The sequence below is a fragment of the Chromobacterium vaccinii genome, assembly GCF_001855275.1.
Classification (GTDB): domain Bacteria; phylum Pseudomonadota; class Gammaproteobacteria; order Burkholderiales; family Chromobacteriaceae; genus Chromobacterium; species Chromobacterium vaccinii.
Genome location: NZ_CP017707.1, coordinates 1,532,584 through 1,549,459 on the forward strand (window position 1 = coordinate 1,532,584; position 16,876 = coordinate 1,549,459).

General features: G+C 66.4%; 13 protein-coding genes. 10 read left to right on the top strand and 3 right to left on the bottom strand.

Annotation, left to right across the window (positions count from 1 at the left end; genetic code table 11):
- Positions 1 to 332: 332 nt before the first annotated feature.
- Both BKX93_RS07020 and BKX93_RS07025 read left to right on the top strand, forming a co-directional pair.
- On the top strand, positions 333 to 2,582 hold the full coding sequence (locus BKX93_RS07020; RefSeq protein ID WP_070979315.1) for a M9 family metallopeptidase: 2,250 nt from the start codon (positions 333 to 335) through the stop codon (positions 2,580 to 2,582).
- Between the two features lie 169 nt (positions 2,583 to 2,751).
- The gene (locus BKX93_RS07025) at positions 2,752 to 3,507 is read left to right on the top strand and encodes an AraC family transcriptional regulator (RefSeq protein ID WP_235429280.1); all 756 of its coding nucleotides are present in this window, start codon (positions 2,752 to 2,754) and stop codon (positions 3,505 to 3,507) included.
- Here the strand turns inward: BKX93_RS07025 and BKX93_RS07030 are convergent.
- Positions 3,458 to 4,417 carry a LysR family transcriptional regulator gene (locus BKX93_RS07030; RefSeq protein ID WP_070979316.1) on the bottom strand — a complete coding sequence of 320 codons (960 nt, stop codon included), beginning with the start codon at positions 4,415 to 4,417 and terminating at the stop codon, positions 3,458 to 3,460. The two genes, BKX93_RS07025 and BKX93_RS07030, sit on opposite strands and share 50 nt — an antisense overlap.
- A 26-nt stretch (positions 4,418 to 4,443) precedes the next feature.
- Entirely contained in the window at positions 4,444 to 5,544 is a 1,101-nt protein-coding gene (locus tag BKX93_RS07035) for an agmatine deiminase family protein (protein WP_070981724.1), read from the bottom strand.
- A 224-nt stretch (positions 5,545 to 5,768) separates the two neighbouring features.
- Between BKX93_RS07035 and BKX93_RS07040 the strand changes: the two genes are divergently transcribed.
- The 6 genes from BKX93_RS07040 to BKX93_RS07065 all read left to right on the top strand — a co-directional run bounded on the left by BKX93_RS07040 (position 5,769) and on the right by BKX93_RS07065 (position 12,796).
- Positions 5,769 to 7,223: a sensor histidine kinase gene (locus BKX93_RS07040; RefSeq protein WP_082113711.1), complete on the top strand. Its 1,455-nt coding sequence runs from the start codon at positions 5,769 to 5,771 to the stop codon at positions 7,221 to 7,223.
- On the top strand, positions 7,220 to 9,697 hold the full coding sequence (locus BKX93_RS07045; RefSeq protein WP_070979318.1) for a two-component system response regulator: 2,478 nt from the start codon (positions 7,220 to 7,222) through the stop codon (positions 9,695 to 9,697). The genes BKX93_RS07040 and BKX93_RS07045 overlap by 4 nt, the downstream gene beginning before the upstream one ends.
- Positions 9,698 to 9,792: 95 nt before the next feature.
- Positions 9,793 to 10,317: a GNAT family N-acetyltransferase gene (locus BKX93_RS07050; protein WP_070979320.1), complete on the top strand. Its 525-nt coding sequence runs from the start codon at positions 9,793 to 9,795 to the stop codon at positions 10,315 to 10,317.
- 305 nt (positions 10,318 to 10,622) lie between these two features.
- On the top strand, positions 10,623 to 11,513 hold the full coding sequence (locus tag BKX93_RS07055) for a tyrosinase family protein (RefSeq protein ID WP_083340471.1): 891 nt from the start codon (positions 10,623 to 10,625) through the stop codon (positions 11,511 to 11,513).
- 31 nt (positions 11,514 to 11,544) lie between these two features.
- The gene (locus tag BKX93_RS07060) at positions 11,545 to 12,021 is read left to right on the top strand and encodes a DUF7868 domain-containing protein (protein WP_145929286.1); all 477 of its coding nucleotides are present in this window, start codon (positions 11,545 to 11,547) and stop codon (positions 12,019 to 12,021) included.
- 16 nt (positions 12,022 to 12,037) lie between these two features.
- Positions 12,038 to 12,796: a copper chaperone gene (locus tag BKX93_RS07065; RefSeq protein WP_052717272.1), complete on the top strand. Its 759-nt coding sequence runs from the start codon at positions 12,038 to 12,040 to the stop codon at positions 12,794 to 12,796.
- Positions 12,797 to 12,803: 7 nt separating this feature from the next.
- Here the strand turns inward: BKX93_RS07065 and BKX93_RS07070 are convergent, their stop codons facing one another.
- The gene (locus tag BKX93_RS07070; RefSeq protein ID WP_070979324.1) at positions 12,804 to 14,285 is read right to left on the bottom strand and encodes a hypothetical protein; all 1,482 of its coding nucleotides are present in this window, start codon (positions 14,283 to 14,285) and stop codon (positions 12,804 to 12,806) included.
- A gap of 433 nt (positions 14,286 to 14,718) precedes the next feature.
- Here BKX93_RS07070 and BKX93_RS07075 point away from each other — a divergent pair, with 433 nt between their 5' ends.
- Both BKX93_RS07075 and BKX93_RS07080 read left to right on the top strand, forming a co-directional pair.
- The gene (locus BKX93_RS07075) at positions 14,719 to 15,564 is read left to right on the top strand and encodes a heme-binding protein (protein WP_070979325.1); all 846 of its coding nucleotides are present in this window, start codon (positions 14,719 to 14,721) and stop codon (positions 15,562 to 15,564) included.
- 43 nt (positions 15,565 to 15,607) lie between these two features.
- Positions 15,608 to 16,870: a ferritin-like domain-containing protein gene (locus tag BKX93_RS07080; RefSeq protein ID WP_070979327.1), complete on the top strand. Its 1,263-nt coding sequence runs from the start codon at positions 15,608 to 15,610 to the stop codon at positions 16,868 to 16,870.
- Positions 16,871 to 16,876: the final 6 nt, after the last annotated feature.

A 16,876-nucleotide genomic window follows, 5' to 3' on the forward strand; every position in this document is an offset into this window, starting at 1 on the left:
ACAAGCGGCCGAGCTTGCGCAGCGTATCCCCGATGCGGACAATTTCCGCCTCGCCGGTCTCCAATACCTCCGGACGGGTATGCACCGAGTAATAAGCCTGCCGCCAGCTCGCCGGCCGCCAGCGGCGGCTCCTCGCCCGCCACGCCCAGCGCAACCGCGCTCAATGCCACCCAGGCCACCTTGCGGCCGGCCGGCGGCGATAGCGAACCCAGCGGCCTGAGCGCATTTGGCAAATCTGCGCGCGGCGGCGAAAAGACTCGCCAAGAAATGCGCATGGACACTTGGCATGATCTTCCGGTCAGGGAAACGCCCTGACTTTCCGGAGACAGAATATGCGAAGCCTTCCCCTCGCCGCGCTGTGCCTGGCCCTGGCCGCGGCGTTGTCGGCGCCGGCCCACGCCGCGCCCAAAACCTACAAAATGCCGCACCAGGCCAAGGCCCAGGCCAAACCCAGGCAGCCGGCTCCGCCCAGATTGTGGCGGCAGCTCCCGCCGACCGATTTCCAGTCCCGCTACCATTTGCAGGACAACCGCACCGTGATCGGCCGGCCGCTGAAAAAGCTGGCCCGCCACGCGGCCACGCCGCAATGCCAGGACATGAACGCGATGGCCGGCCACGGCGGCGCCGATCTCGCCAACTACCTGGCCACCCTGCCCGACTACACCTGCGCCTATGGCCTGTTCGCGCTGGACAAAAGCCTGGCCGCCACCATTTACAGCGCGGCCAACCTCAACGCCGTGGCCGGCCGCTTCGCCCAGGAGGCCGCGGCTTACAACGCGTCGTCGATGACGCTGGTCAACCTCGCGCTCTACCTGCGCGCCGGCTACTACCTGGCCAGCACCGGCACGCTGCCGGCGCTGGACGCCAATCTGCAGGCCGTGCTGCGGCCCGGCATCAAGCAACTGGCCGACGGCGCGGCGCTGTTCGCCGCCAACAGCCAGGCGCCCACCACCGCCAACGAGGTGATGACGCTGATCACCAATATGGCGGACGAGGCCTATTACCTGCCGTCCATCCGCGCCATCGTCCAGCGCTACACCAACACCGCGGCCAATCCCAACGCCGCGCAGGCCTTGCGCGAAACCACCGCCAGCCAGGGCTTCACCGGCGCGCTGACCGTGTTCTTCTACGCCCACGGCCGCGCCAACGCCGCGCCGCTGCTGCAGAACGACGGCAGCTACTCCGCCGCGCTGACCCAGTTCGTCCAGGCCGACAAGGCCAGCCTGCTGGGCACTGAAACCGCGTTCCAGCTGGGCGACGCCACCCGCGAAGGCCTGCGCTTCATGCAGTACCCGGCGCTGAAGCCGGCGATCAAGCCGCAGGTCAAGGCCATCCTGGCGGGCAGCAGCATGACCGGTGCCGACAACGAGCTGTGGCTGGCGGCGGCGGAAGCCGTGAAGTATTACGACAACGCCAGCTGCGCCGAATACGGCACCTGCGGCTTCGAAACCAAGCTGGCTGACGCCATCCTGGTCAACCGCTACACCTGCAGCCCCACCATCCGCATCCGCGCCCAGGAAATGACCACCGACCAGATGCAAGCCTCGTGCGCGCTGCTGCAGAAGGAGGAGTCCTACTTCCACCAGATGCTGCAGACGCATAACCAGCCGGTGGCCAACGACAACAGCACCTCGCTTGAGGTGGTGGTGTTCGACGACTACAACAATTACTCCAAGTACGCCGGCGTGATCTACGGCATCTCCACCGACAACGGCGGCATGTATCTGGAAGGCAACCCGGCCGATCCCAACAACCAGGCGCGCTTCATCGCCCACGAGGCCTCGTGGCTGCGTCCGGTGTTCAAGGTGTGGAACCTGGAGCATGAATACATCCATTATCTGGATGGCCGCTTCGACATGTACGGCGACTTCTCCGCCGCCACCCAACAGCCGACGGTGTGGTGGATAGAGGGCCTGGCCGAGTACCTGTCGCTGCGCAACGACAACCAGACCGCCATCGACGTCGCCAAGACCGGCAACTACAAGCTGAGCCAGATCTTCGGCAACACCTACGACATGCCGGACTACGTCACCCGCGCCTACCGCTGGGGCTATATGGCCACCCGCTTCATGTTCGAGCGCCACCGCGCCGACGTGGACACGATGCTGCCGCTGTTCCGCAAGGGCGACTACGCGGGCGGCTACATGGGCATGATGCGGCAGATAGGCAGCCGCTACGACAGCGAGTTCGCCGCCTGGACGCAAAGCGCCACCACCGCCGGCCAGCCGCCGCTGCCGCCGTCCACCGGCTTGCCGGCATGCAACGAAGGCTATCCCGAGCGGCTGGGCAAGAACTGCTCGATTTCCGGCCTGTCCTCGTCCGGCGCGGCCTATGCCACCATCTGGGTGCCGGCCGGCGCCCGCAACCTCAAGCTGTGGACCAGCGGTGGCAGCGGCGATGTGGACCTCTACGTGGCGAAAGACCGCTATCCGACGCCCGCCAGCTACGACTACGCGTCGGCCGGCGCCGGCAACGAGGAATCGGTGGCCATCGCCGCGCCGCAGGCCGGCCACTGGTACTACCTGACGCTGCAGGCGAAGCAGCCTTTCGCCAACGTCGCCGTCAGCGCCAGCTACGAGTAAGGGAGCGGGCATCGCCGCGGCGGCATTCGGCGCCCGCCGCGGCATTCTTGCAAAACGCATACAGATGAGCGATGCTGTTTTAAATAAATGCCAAAGGAATAATTGGCAGCCCGGATGGCATCGCCGTCGCGCCGCCAGGCCGCGGCAATCGCGCAAGGATCGCCCCGTCATGAACATGCCCCTGCAGCAGCCGCATCTCGTCAGCGACCTGGCCGCCGCGCGCGCGATGGCGGCGCTGTTCGACCACCTGCCCGATATGGTGTTCGCCGTGAAAGACCTGGACAGCCGCTATCTGACCCTCAGCGAGGGCTGCGTGCCGCGCTGCGCGCTGCGCAACCGGGATCAGGCCGAAGGCCGCACCGCGCATGAGCTGTTTCCCAGCGCGATGGCAAATCGCTACCGGGAACAAGACCGCATCCTGTTTTCCAGCCAGCAGCCACTGCGCAACCGGCTGGACCTGACCGTCTATCCAGACGGCACGCCCGGCTGGTGCCTGACCAGCAAACAGCCGCTGCTTCATCCCGACGGCCGGCTGCTGGGCCTGGTCTGCATCTCCAAGGATCTGGCCGACCTCACCCGCGAGAAGCTGCTGGACGAGCGTTTCGCCGCCTGCGTCGACCACATCCAGGCTCATTACCACCGCCCGCTGCACCTGGAAGAGCTGTGCGAGCTGTCCGGCCTCAGCATCGGCCAACTCGACCGGCGGATGAAGCGGGTGTTCCAGCAGTGCGCCGGCGACTTCATCCGCCGCACCCGGATGGAGGCGGCTTGCCACGCGATACGCCACAGTCGCCGCTCGCTGGCCGACATCGCCGCCGGCTGCGGCTTCTCCGACCAGAGCGCCCTCACCCGGCTATGCCGCCAGCTGCTGGGGCTCAGTCCGCGCCAATTGCGCTGGCAGGCCCCTCCCGCGCGGCAGAGCTGAGCCACGCGTGCATGCGCTCCATCGCCTCGGTCCGCAAAGCGCTCTCCGGCCGCGACAGCCACCATTGCGCGCCCGGCAGCCGCGGGTAGCCGGCCAGCGCATGCAGCCGCCCCTCGCGCAGGTCCTCGTCCACCGCCAGCGAGGACAGGCAGGCGATGCCGTGGCCGCGCAGCGCGGCGTCGCGCGCCAGCTGAGCATCGTCGTAGATGGCGGCCACGCCGAAGCGGCGCAGCAGACGCTGTGTTTCCGCCTCGGCGGCATCCGGCAGCCGCGCCCTCTCCAGGCACACCAGCCGCGCCAGCTCGTGATGGCGTTCGAACGGCAATCCGGCCAGTTCTTCAGCCAGCGCCGGCGCGCAGACGAATAGCCACTCGTCGCGCAGCCAGCGCGCGTCTTCCCAGCCATCGAGCGACAACGGCCACGGCGAGATCAGCAGGTCCAGATCTATCTCATCCGCCTGGCCCGGCGACTCGTCGATGGACAGCAAGGGCACAATGTCCGGGTGCGCGGCGCGCAACGCGGCCAGCCGCGGTTGCAGCCAGCCCTGCAGCAAGAAGGCCGGCCCCACCAGCGCCACCAGGCCGGGATCGGTGTAGACGGCGATCCGGTCCAGACCGCGGCGCAGGGTTTCCAGCGCGCGCCCCACGCTCTGCTGCAGCATCTCGCCGGCGAAGGTCAGCTCCACGCCGCGCCCCACCCGGTGGAACAGCGGCTGGCCGACAAACTCCTCCAATTGCTGGATCTGGTGGCTGATCGCCGATTGCGACAGGTGCAGCGACTCGGCCGCGCGGGAAAAGCTGCCTATCCGCGCCGCCGCCTCGAATCCCGCCAGCAAGCGCAGCGACGGCAACCGCGACGCGACGGCTTGCTCTGAAACCTCCTCCGCGCTCAATCCATCATGTTCCGGCATGCTTTCTCCCTTGGCTCGAACCGCGCTCAGGCGGGCTGTTGCTGAGTCGCGCAGTGGATGCCGCCGCCGCCGGCCGCGATGGCGTCTATGTTCAGTTGCACCACCTCCCGCTCCGGAAACAGTTCGCGCAGCGCGCTCAAGGCGTTGCGGTCGGCCTTGGGATCGCCGAACTCGGGCGAGATCACCGCGCCGTTGCAAACATAGAAATTGATGTAGCCGGCCGCCATTTCGTCGCTCTCATGCTCAGGTCTAACGCGGGACGGCCCGGGAATGGCCACCACCTCCAGCTTGCGGCCGCGCGCGTCGCGCGCCTGGCGCAGAATAGCCAAGTGGCGGCGGGTCACCTGGTAGTCGTAGGAGGCCGGGTCGGTCTCCAGCCCGGCCGCCACCACGCCGGGCCGGGCGAAGCGCGCGTAGAAATCGGTATGGCCGTCGGTGATGTCGCGTCCGGCGATGCCCGGCAGCCAGATCACTTTCTCCACCCCCAGCAAGCGGCGCAGCTCGCCCTCGCACTGCGCCTTGCTCGAGCCCGGATTGCGGTTGGGATTGAGCACGCAGCTCTGGGTGACGATGGCGGTGCCCTCGCCGTCCACCTCGATGCCGCCGCCTTCCAGCACCAGCCGGGCGCGCAGGGACAGCGCGCCGGCTTGAGCCGCGACGAAGCCGGCCACCCTTGCATCGCGGCCATGCGCCTGCTTGCTGCCCCAGCCGTTGAAATTGAAATCCACCGCGGCCAGCCTGCCCGCGCCGCTCTGGACGAATACCGGTCCGCTGTCTCGTATCCACAGATCGTCCAATGGCTGGGCCACCAGTTCCACATCGGGGCCGCACAGCCTGGCGGCCAGATCGCGCTCTTCTTCCCGCACCAGCATGCGCACCGGCTCGAAGGCGGCGATGGAGGACGCTACCCGCGCCAGATCGCGGCGCACCGCCGGCAGCAGCCGCCCGCCCCACACCGCCAAACTGGGGCCGAACGCCATCCAGGTTGCGGCGTGGCGTTCGCCCTCGTCGGGCATCCTGTACCCATCCTCGGCCATCGGCGCGCCCCCGCCGGCCAGGGCCTTGCCGGCCAACCATCCTCCCGCCGCCAGCAGGCTCCCGCCCAGAAATCGTCGTCTGCTCGTCATCGCTCTTCCTTGCTTGAATTCATGGCTGGCATTGTGCTGGAAGATTTTCATTTGAAAAATTGATTAATTCTCCGTAAATCAATCAATTCTTATCATGTATAAACCCTTAACGCGCTCTCAATCCATGAGTAAAAACACCAGCCTAATGGCATAAAAATGACATTAACCCTATAACGGAATTGGTTTTTTCCATCCAGCGAATCGCAAGCCCCACGGACCTTTCCATGCTCAACTGCGCCAGGAAAACCAAGACGCCCTCCACCGGCCCGCCTCCTCTGCCCGGCATCCGGGAGAGCGATGTCTGCTTCGATCTGCTGATCCGCCACGTGGAAGACCACGCGATCATCCTGCTGGATGCAGACGGCCTGGTGCGCAGTTGGAACGCCGGCGCGGAACGCATACACGGCCACGCTGCTTCCGAAACCCTGGGCCGCCACTCCAGCTGCCTTCTGCCTCCTTCCGGCGACGCCGGTCCGCAGACGATGCGCCAGCTGGCTCAGGCCGTGCAAGACGGCCGCTACGCCGGCGAGCACTGGCATGTCCGCCGGGACGGCAGCCGCTTCCTCGCCGACATCCTGCTGATTCCGCTGCGCGCCGATGACGGAGCCTTGCGCGGTTACGCCAAGATCACCCGCGACCTCAGCCACCGCAAACGCATGGAGGATCGCTTCCACCAAATGGTCCAGGAATCGCCGAACGCGATGATCATGATCAACGGCGCCGGCGCCATCATCCTATTCAATCGACTGACGGAGGCGATGTTCGGCTATAGCGGGGACGAATTGCCGGGCATGCCGGTCGAGCAACTGATGCCGGAACGCTTCCGCGGCCGCCACGGCCGGCTGCGCCAAGGGTTCCTGCGCCGGCCCGAAGCCAGGCCCATGGGCGTGGGACGCGACCTCTACGGCCTGCGCAAGGACGGCGGCGAATTTCCGATCGAAATCGGCCTCAACCCGATAGAAACCGAAGCTGGCCCCATGGTGCTGGCGGGCATCGTCGACATCACCTCCCGCAAGCAGGCCCAGCGCCAGCTGGAAGCGGCGCTGCAGGAAAAAACCACGCTGCTGAACGAGGTTCACCACCGGGTGAAGAACAATCTGCAGGTGATCATCAGCCTGCTGAGCATGCAAAGCCAGTACGTGCGCGAGGAAAGCGCCCGGGCCGTGCTGCAGGACAGCCAGACGCGGGTCCGCTCGATGGCACTGATACATCAGCTGCTGTACGAACGTCACGACTTCTCCAAAGTGGATCTGGGCGAATACCTGCAACGCTTCAAGCAGCTGCTGCTGAGCAGCTACGGCCAGTTGGCCGGCGGCCTGAATGTGGAACTAGACGCGCCGGCAGGCCTGGTCTGCATCGAACTGCAGCGGGCGACGCCCTGCGGCCTGCTGATCAACGAGCTGCTGACCAACGCGCTCAAGCACGCCTATCCGGATGGCCGGGGCACCATCTGGCTGCGGCTGGCGCGCCAGGACAAGCGGCGCGCCCTCCTGACCGTGGCCGACAGCGGCGTGGGTTTGCCCGCCGCCGACCCGGCGACGCGTCCCGCGTCGCTGGGCTTGCAACTGATGCCTATGCTGGCCGAACAGATGGGTGCCCGGCTGGACATCCTGGACAACCGGCCCGGCGTGCGCGTGGAAGTCAGCTTCCCAGTATTCGGCGCGGGAGAAAACTCTTGAAAAACGTCCGTATCCTGATCGTGGAGGACGAGCGCATCATCGCGATGGACCTGCAGCTGCAATTGCAGGCGCTCGGTTACCAGGTATGCGGCGTAGTAGCCAGCGGCAGCCTGGCGATAGCGCACGCAGAGCGGGAGCAGCCTGATCTGGTGCTGATGGACATCCACCTGGAAGGCGGGATGGACGGCGTGGACGCCGCCTGCGAAATCTACCGGCGGCAGAAGATTCCCATCGTCTTCCTCAGCGCCTACGCAGAAAACGCGACGCTGCAGCGCGCGGAAAGCGCGATGCCCTACGGTTACCTGGTCAAGCCGGTTTCCCCGCGCGAATTGCACGCCACGCTGCAGATGGCCATGGTCCGCTTCGGACTCCAGCATCGGGCCGACGAACAGCTGGGCCGGATAGGCAAGGCGATGCAGGCCGCCGAACTCGACGTCTGGGAATGGCGGGTGGAAACCGACCATATGCAGACCTTCAGCCTCGCCGCCCCCCCCCAGCCAACGTCGGGACTGGCGGCCAATACATCGATCCGCCACTTCATCGAACAAGTGGACGCCCGCGACGCCGCCGCGGTGGATGAAGCGATATTCCGCACCCGAGACCAGGGCTGCGCGCTGGACATCCGGTTCCGCGCCCGCACCGGGCCCGATCAGAACGCGCGCTGGCTGCACGCCCGGGCACGCAGCTTCGACGACGGCGGGGCCGACCGGCGCATCATAGGCGTGCTGCAGGACATCACCGGTCAGCGGCGAACCGAGGAAAGGCTGCTCCAGTCCGCCACCGTGTTCGACTCCACGTCAGAGGGCATCGCGATATTGGACGCGCGCCGCAAGGTGGTATCGGTCAATCCGGCCTTCAGCCAGCAAACCGGCTACAGCGCGGAAGAGGCGATGGCCTGGCCGGACATCGACCCGCTCTACCAGACGCCGCACAGCTTCGCCTGCGCCGGCCCGCCGGCCTCAGCCGACGAGCGCAAGCTGTGGCAGGGCAACGTCAACTATCTGCACAAGAACGGCAAGGTCCTCAACATCTGGGAAAACATCAGCGTCGTGCCCGGCCCGGACGGCAGCGTCGCCAGCTACGTGCTGGTATTCTCCGACATCAGCTCGGTGCTGGCCGCGCAGGAACAGCTGGCCTATCTGGCCAAGCATGATCCGCTGACCAATCTATGCAACCGCCGCATGCTGCAGGACAGAATGGAATACGGCCTGGCCCAGACCATGCGCCACCAGAAAATGATGGCGGTGCTGCTGATAGACCTCGATCACTTCAAGACCATCAACGATTCGCTCGGCCACAGCCACGGTGACCAGCTGCTTTCCACCATCGCCGCCCGGCTGCAGGGCAGCGTGCGCGCGAGCGACACCGTGGCGCGGCTGGGCGGGGACGAATTCTGCATCGTGCTGGGAGACATCGAATCGCCCGGCTACGTGGACCTGATGGCGCAGAAACTGCTGCAGCGGTTGGCCGAGCCGGTGCGGCTGGAGCAGATGGTATGCTACGTGACCGGCAGCATAGGCATCTCGATGGCTCCGGCCGACGGCATGAGCGTGGACGAGTTGCTGCGCAACGCCGACCAGGCGATGTACGGCGCCAAGCATGCCGGCCGCAACCGTTACTGTTTCTTCGCCCCCGCCATGCAGAAGGCCGCGGAAGTCCGGCTGCAGATATCCAGCGGCCTGCATATGGCGCTGGAGCAGGGCCAGTTCCGGCTCGAATTCCAGCCCATCATCGACCTCGCCAGCGGCCGGATACGCCAGGCCGAGGCGCTGTTGCGCTGGCACCATCCCGAGCATGGCGTCATCAATCCCGCCGTGTTCATCCCTATCGCCGAGGAATGCGGCCTCGGCGGCAAAATCTGCGAGTGGGTGTACGATCAGGCCCTGTCCGTCATACGCGAATGGCGCGACACGGTGCGCGACGACCTGCGCATCGCGATCAATGTGTCGGCGCTGCATTTCCGCGACCTGCAGAACCCGGCCCGCTGGCTGGACAAGCTTGCGCGCGCCGGGGTGCCGGGCCAGGCGCTGATGCTGGAAGTCACCGAGTCGCTGTTGCTCGACGCCGACCTCAAAGTGCAGGAGGCGCTGGACTTGTATCGCGCGGCCGGCATCTGGATCGCGCTGGACGACTTCGGCACCGGCTATTCCGCGCTGTCTTATCTGCAACACTACCGGCTGGACTGCCTGAAGATAGACCAGACTTTCGTGCGCCGGATCACCGACGAACCGCGCGACTACGCGCTGTGCGAAGCCATCGTCCTCATGGCCCACAAGCTGGACCTGAAGGTCATCGCGGAAGGAGTGGAAACGCCGGCCCAGGCCGCCATACTGCAAACCTGCCGCTGCGAGCACGCCCAGGGGTTTCTGTACTCGCGCCCGCTGCCGGCCGATCTCTTCGTCGAGCTGCTGCGACGCCACGGCTGCCACCTGCCCGGCGACTTCCCGCCGCGCACACGCACGCAGTCCGCTTGACCGCCCTGCGGCGGCCGGCGACGATGGCCGCTCCCAAACCGCTAGCACTGCCGGACTCGACACCCGCGCCGGCAGCTGCTGCCCAAAGGCCCGACATGCTGCAAATCCGCCTCGCCGCCCCGAATGATCTGGACGGCATCGCCGCCCTGCTGCAGGCCAACGCCCCATCCCGCGGCGGCTCGCTGACGGGAGAGTTCCCGACCGGCAAGGTAGCCGCGATGCTGCGATCCGGCATGCCGACCGTAGCGGCGCTGCGCGATGGCCGCATCGTGGGCGCGCTGTTCAGCTCGTCCGCGGCTCAACCCACTCCGCCGGCTCCGGTGGCGGCCATGCTGCGCGCCTGGCCCGGCGGCTCCGGCGCCTATGTCTACGGCCCGATTTGCGTGGCCGCCTCGGAACGGGGCCAGGGCTTGCCGGCCCGGCTGTACGCCGCGCTGCGCTCCAGCCTGCCCGGCGGGGAGGCCATTCTGTTCATCCGCCGCGACAACGCCGCCTCGCTGCGCGCCCACCAGCGGCTGGGCATGCGCGAAGTGGCGGCATTCACGCTAGATGACACGGAGTACGTGGTGCTGAGCGACGCTGGCCATGCCGGGACTTCGATCCGCAAACACCACCCGTGATCCTGCGTTGCGCCTCCTTGCCCCATGCGTGTACTGCCTGCGTCGACGCGCCTTGGCTCCCGGCTCGGCAAAGTTTTGTTGGCGGCTCCTGGCGCCGGCGCGCCCTGCCGTGAATGCCAGACACAGAATGAATGTAAATATCCGCATTGGCACTTAAGTATTCGTCCCGAAGCGCATCGCCTCTTCCCGCGGCTATACCTGCAAGGCAGCGCCGATGATCCGCCCCCAGGCGGGCCCCCCCCCCAGCACCATCCTTGCCCGGCAGCCCATCGACGCCATGCGACGCCAAACCAGGAGCAGCCGAAATGCCGACCCCCCGCATGCGCAAGGACGTATCCAAGCTGGACGCCAGCGATCAGACGCTGCAATGGTATGCCCGGGCCATACACGACATGCAGCAACGCCCGCCCGGCGACCCCACCAGCTGGCAATACCAGGCGGCGGTGCACGGCACGCTGCAAGACCCTTCCACCTTCACGCAGGACCAACGCCAGGCCTGGTCCCAATGCCAGCACGCCACCTGGTTCTTCCTGCCCTGGCACCGCGTCTATCTGGGAATATTCGAAGACATCGTCTCTGCCACCGTAGCCAAGCTGGGCGGTCCCCAGGACTGGGCGCTGCCGTACTGGAACTACAGCCCGCCGGGCTCCCGGGCGCTCCCCGCCGCCTTCACCGCCAAACAATTCGCCGGCCTGCCCGGCCAGAATCCGCTGCTGGTGGAGCGCGATCAGGGCAACGACGGCAAGCCTTTTCTGGACAACAAGGCGGTCAGCCTGAACTGCCTGAAACGCGCCAACTTTGCCGGACACCTGGCGCCAGGCGGCGACTCCGGCTTCGGCGGGCCGATGCGCGGCCCCAACCACATGGGCGACAGTGACCAAGGACAGTTGGAGATGGTGCCCCACGATATGATCCACAGCGATATCGGCGGCCTGATGGGCGATCCGGACACCGCCGCGCAGGACCCCATCTTCTGGCTGCACCATGCCAACATCGACCGGCTGTGGGAGGTGTGGCGCAAAATGGGCAATGCCAATCCCGCCGATCCCAAGTGGCTGAGCGCCACCCACTTCTTCTTCCACGACGCCAGCGGCAAGCCGGTCTCCTTCGCGCCGCAAGACGTGGTGGACACCGTGAACGGGCCCTGGCACTACCAATACGACAACCTCGCCAATCCGCTGGGCAATGTCCACTAGCGACGCCCAACCATCACGGGAGAACCCATTCATGTCAACGGAACACCCAAGCGAGATGGTGGCCGCCACCCAGGAATCGTTTCCGCTGGCGGCCCGGGACGCCACGGTCAGCCTGTCGATAGCGCCGCCCACTGGCCCGGCGCTGCAAGCTCAGGCCGCCGGCAAACCGCGCCAAGCCTACCTCAGGGTAGAGCGGGTCACCGGAACAGGCATGCCGCCGAGCTACGAAATTTATCTGCATCCACCGGGGGAGTCCCAACCCGGCAGCCGGGAAGAACTATGCGCCGGCGTGCTGCCGCTGTTCGGCCTGGACAAGGCGTCGCGCCAGGGCGCGGGCCATGCCGGCACCGGCCTGCATTACGTTTTCGACGTCACCGAGCTGATGGCGCGGCTGGAACAAGAACCCGGTTGGAATCCCAAGGACCTGCGCGTCACCTTCGTTCCCCGACGGCAGACCAAACGCGAGGCTGAGGTCAGGGTGGGACGGGTCAGCCTGTATTACCAATGAACCGCGGATCGCCTTGATGCGCGCGCTGACGATGGATACCGTCCGCCGCGCCGCGCCGCTGCCCGCCTGCTTGCGGCAAGCGCGGGACTGGCTGCGGCGGCATCCGGAGTGGTGGGTTCTGGCGCTCTGCGCCGCAGCATGGCTATGCCTGCTGCAAAGATCCGACGGTGTCGGTTTCACAGCGATCTGCCGCGGTGGGTTCAACTGGCGGGATCTGGGCTGGATTCCGGCGCCAGACGGCGGCCTGCCGCTGATGACGGCGGCGATGATGCTGCCGCTGGCGGCGGGCCCCGCCCGGTATGCCGCCTTCCACAGCCTGTGGCGGCGGCGGCGCCGGGCGATCGCCGTCTTCCTGTGCGGCTACCTCGGCCTCTGGCTGGCGGCGGCCTGGCTGTTGGACGCCGCGTCCGCGCTCTGGCTGTCCGCCGTCAACAACCTCTCTTTGTCTCTCGCCGGCGCGGCCCTCGCCGCGGCCGCCTGGCAGCAGGGCCCGGACAAGGCCGCGGCCCTGGCGGCTTGCCACCGCGGCCGCGCGCTGGCGCCATCAGGCTGGGCCGCCGACCGCGATTGCCTGTTGTATGGGCTGCAAAACGGGGCCGCCTGCCTGCGAAGCTGCTGGCTGCTGATGCTGCTGCCGGGCGCCGGCGGACATGGCCTGGCCGTGATGCTGGGCGTCACCGCGCTGGCCACCACGGAACGCTACCGCCGGCCGGCCGCCGCCGTTTCCACGGCCGCGCTGCTGGGCTTGGCGCTGTGGCTGGCGATAGCCGCATGACCGCTCCTCACCCGCCACCGTAGAAACCATCCAGCGAGCACATGTCCAGCGTCTCCTGAATGCGGTAGAAATCGGCGACCTGGTCCATCGCCCGGTGCTCCAGCTCCATCATATAGGCCAGGCTACCCAGCGCGCGCCGCTGAGCGGCGGCTCCCAGCAATGATATCTCGCGGAAGAACAGCTGCGGCAAAGCCGCGCATCCGCTCTCCAGGCAAGCTTCGTCCCGCCGCGGAAGCGGGCGGTAAGCGGCGCGCGCCTCCTCCACGCCGTCCTGCCCCATGTCCGCCAATCCCTTCATGCCCAGCCCGCACTCGAAAGCCATCAACGCGGCCAGATAACCGATGGGATCGTAGCGCCCCAACACGGTGAAGGCATCGACATAGGCCTGGAACAGCGGCAGCGGCAAAGCCTGGTCCAGCCAGGCCGACGGCACGCCCAGCGCCTCGCATACCGATCGCCCATATACCTCGCGCGCCAGTTCTTCCTGGAAGTAACGATGGACATGCTGCTTCATCGGCAGCCGCATGCGCCGGGTCATCAACGGCGCGATGATCTCGGCGAAGCGCCTGGAGACATGGTATTGCTCGATGAACAAGCCCTGGACCAGCGAACCGGCCTCCGTGGCTTCCGCGTCCACCTGCCGCGCGAAGCGGCTCTCACCCAGCGCCTCGATCCCGGACTGCAAACACTGGCGGGCACGGCGCATGAAGTTGACGCCGCTGTCCGCCGCCGCCGGCGACGTCCAGCCGTGCAGGCGCCGGCGGGCTCCCGCGCAAGGCGCCTGCAGCACCAGATCCACCAGGCACAGCAAGTACGATTCTTCCTGCACCGGGCAATAGAAGCCCAGCACGTCCGGCCTGGCCACCCGCCCCGTCCCGCTGCCCAGGACCGCGCCGCCGGATGCCTCGATGAAGCCCGTCAGCACCCTCCGCCACAGTGGAACCAGTTGCGGCAAGTTGTCTTCCAGATAGAGTTTCTGCAGATAGAAGGTCTGCAGCGCGAAATTGTCGCCCCACTCCGGCGCGGCGACATCGTCGATGAAAAAAGCGCCGGGAGCGGGAGGCGGCTCGTCCAGCAAATGCAGCATCACCCGCGCGGTGGCGACGCGCTGCCCGCCGCGGTCGCCGGAATCGGACCTTAGCCGCTCGATGCAGCGGCCGATCAGCGACTCCTGCTCCAGACGGCGCATCTCCAGCGCGGAGCGGCCGGCCGGCGCGTCCCGGATCAGCGACAGCTCATCCAGCTGGCGCGCCAGGGACAGCTGCCAGGGCTGGGCCGAGCCGGAATGGATGTCGAACCAGATTTCCGCGCCCGGATTGGCCATGGACAGCACGCTGTCCAGCACCCGTCCGCCTTCCACGCCCTTGAAGGCGAGCTTGTACTCGTTGGAATCGGCCGCCAGCACCACGGTCTGCCCATCCTCGTCGAGCCTGGCGCTGAAAGGCACCAGTTGCGGCGCGCGGTATTGATTGATACGCCTGGCTTCCATTACGGCCTCCTGCGATAGCGGGCGCGGATGAAACCATTCCGCGCGAAAACTCCGGAATCCACCCCGGACCGACGCGATCCGAAAGGCGCAAATCGATGGGCCGGACTTTCATCTTATGCCGTAACCACCCGGCTCCCACGCGATTCAAACTGTCCCAAATGACTGTTTTTGATCATTTTATTCACAACCAGCGCGCCCAGCGCGAGTAATCAACCCGCGGGGGAAAATCGCCGCAAGCCGCGCCACGCTTGACATGGCGCCGGCCCCGGCTATAACCAGCACATGCCGGATATTCCATATAAGAATCATGGTTAAGTAGTCTTACGAATCCGGCATCATCCGTCGACAAAGGCGGACGACAACATCGCGGTATCGGGTCGGTAACACACCAGGCAGCACACGTCATCTCGACAATGTCTTGGGAGAGCCAACCATGAACCTCAGCCAATTCCAACGCGCCTCGGCCCCGTTATCGCAAAGCCTGGGCAAACTCGGCCCACTGAGCGAGCTGTCCGGCCACTGGACCGGCCATGGCTACAATATGATCGCCGTGCCGAACCGCCAGAACGGCGGAATCTTCCGCCTGATCGTCAACGCGACCATCGAAACCATCAGTTTCAGCCCGATAGGCGGGCCGGTGCCGAACCGCGGCTCCAAACAGAACGACATTTTCCTCTACGGCTTGACCTACCTGCAGCAAGTCAGCGACGCCGACACTGGCGAAGGCATACACATCGAACCAGGCATCTGGCTGAACGTGCCGGCTACCACCGCGCCTCAAGATCCGCCCACCATCGCGCGCCAGGCCACCATCCCCCACGGCGATTCGCTGCTGGCCCAGGGCCAGGCGTCCAGCGAGGCGCGTGCGCCCAACATCGAGCCGGTCAGCCCGCTGCCCACCCGGGTGGACGGCAAACCGCTGCCTCTTGGTTATACCGATCCCTACCTGAACGGCAAGTTCCCTCCCGGCTTCGATATGTCGAATCCCAACCAGGCGCTGGTGGACGTGCTGAAGTACCAGCAGCAACAGCTGGAACTCAAGGTGGTGAGCACCACCAATCTGCCGGTCAGCACCCAGGATTCCGGCGGCATCGCCAACATTCCCTTCATCGTCCAGAACGCCGACGCCACCGAGATGAACTCCATCTTCTGGATCGAAACCCTGCAGCGCCCGGACGGCAGCCAGTTCCTCCAGTTGCAATACACCCAGACCGTGCTGCTGGTGTTCGACGAAGTGATCTGGCCGCACGTGTCGGTAGCCACGCTGATCAAGCGCTGAGCGCGCCGCGCCGTTTGCCTACCCGACGATTCGCGGAGGAAACATGAGCATCGATTCGAGCAAACCCTTCGGCATGCTGTTCGACCGCATCTACGGCCAGCGCGCCGCCGGAGACCTGGCGGATGCCCGCAAGCCGCTGCAAGACGCGGCCCAGCTGGCGATCCAGGTGGAAATGACCACCATCCCGCCGTATCTGACCGCGCTGTATTCGATCAGCGATCCCAACTGCGAGGCCTACCAGCTGCTGCGCAGCGTGATGATGGAGGAGATGTTCCACATCAACCAGGCCGCCAATCTGCTGGTGGGCATCGGCGGACGGCCCCGGCTGACCGGCAGCGCCGCGCCGGTCTATCCCTGTTATCTGCCCCACGCCAATACCAGCACCACGCCGTTCATCGGCCTGTGCCGCGCGTCGGTGGAGGTGTTCAACGACACCTTCACCGCCATCGAAACTCCGGCGCCGCCGCACGCGCCGCCGCGCGGCGACAACTACAGCTACATCGCCCAGCTGTACGACGCGCTGCTGGACGGCCTGACGGCCTATCCGGACCAGGCGGCGCTGTTCCAGCCGAACGCCGACGCCTGTCAGCGGCTGGACATCTACCTGGGCAAGTTCGGCGGCAAGCCGGTGCGGATCACCGACCTCGCCAGCGCCCGGCTGGGCGTCCAGCAGATCGTGCAGCAGGGCGAAGGCAGCGTGCCGGAATCGCAGTCGATGATTCCGATCGAACCGTGGGCCACCTACAACACCTACGGCGAACGCACAGACGGCACCTACGGCCCCATCATCGGCTCGCCGTACGAGATGTCGCACTTCAAGAAATTCCGCACCGTGTCGCTGGACAAGGCCGGCTTTCCGCCCACCTACCCCATCGTGTCCAACCCCAAGCGCGGCGACTTCACCAATCCGATGGCCATTCAGCTGGCCGAGCTGTTCGACATCGCCTACAGCCTGATGCTGGACTCGATGGAGCGCAGCTTCATCGCCGGCCAGTCCAAGGACAGTTTCTTCACCCAGGGCCTGCCGCTGATGCACCAGGCGCTGCCCAACCTGGCCCGCAAACTGATGCAGACGCCGCTGCACAAGGATACCGACAGCGACGTCGGCCCCAACGGAGCGCCCACCTATCTGTACCAGCCCGGCAGCAGGCTGGCCGATCTGGCGGCGCGGCTGCCCGCCGCCGTCCAGGTGGCCAGGCAACAGATAGACGACCCGGCGGAGCGCGGCGAGATGGTGGACGCGCTGGAGAGCGTGCGCGACAACGTCAGCCGCCTGGCGGCCGCCCATCAGACCGCACAAGCATGAATCGGG

What these genes read in the sequence shown, in the direction of transcription:
- BKX93_RS07055 (WP_083340471.1), top strand. Translation starts at nt 10,623, where the DNA reads ATGCCGACCCCCCGCATGCGCAAGGACGTATCCAAGCTGGACGCCAGC.
- BKX93_RS07060 (WP_145929286.1), top strand. Translation starts at nt 11,545, where the DNA reads ATGTCAACGGAACACCCAAGCGAGATGGTGGCCGCCACCCAGGAATCG.
- BKX93_RS07070 (WP_070979324.1), bottom strand. Translation starts at nt 14,285, where the DNA reads ATGGAAGCCAGGCGTATCAATCAATACCGCGCGCCGCAACTGGTGCCT.
- BKX93_RS07020 (WP_070979315.1), top strand. Translation starts at nt 333, where the DNA reads ATGCGAAGCCTTCCCCTCGCCGCGCTGTGCCTGGCCCTGGCCGCGGCG.
- BKX93_RS07040 (WP_082113711.1), top strand. Translation starts at nt 5,769, where the DNA reads ATGCTCAACTGCGCCAGGAAAACCAAGACGCCCTCCACCGGCCCGCCT.
- BKX93_RS07030 (WP_070979316.1), bottom strand. Translation starts at nt 4,417, where the DNA reads ATGCCGGAACATGATGGATTGAGCGCGGAGGAGGTTTCAGAGCAAGCC.
- BKX93_RS07035 (WP_070981724.1), bottom strand. Translation starts at nt 5,544, where the DNA reads ATGACGAGCAGACGACGATTTCTGGGCGGGAGCCTGCTGGCGGCGGGA.
- BKX93_RS07065 (WP_052717272.1), top strand. Translation starts at nt 12,038, where the DNA reads ATGCGCGCGCTGACGATGGATACCGTCCGCCGCGCCGCGCCGCTGCCC.
- BKX93_RS07075 (WP_070979325.1), top strand. Translation starts at nt 14,719, where the DNA reads ATGAACCTCAGCCAATTCCAACGCGCCTCGGCCCCGTTATCGCAAAGC.
- BKX93_RS07025 (WP_235429280.1), top strand. Translation starts at nt 2,752, where the DNA reads ATGAACATGCCCCTGCAGCAGCCGCATCTCGTCAGCGACCTGGCCGCC.
- BKX93_RS07050 (WP_070979320.1), top strand. Translation starts at nt 9,793, where the DNA reads ATGCTGCAAATCCGCCTCGCCGCCCCGAATGATCTGGACGGCATCGCC.
- BKX93_RS07080 (WP_070979327.1), top strand. Translation starts at nt 15,608, where the DNA reads ATGAGCATCGATTCGAGCAAACCCTTCGGCATGCTGTTCGACCGCATC.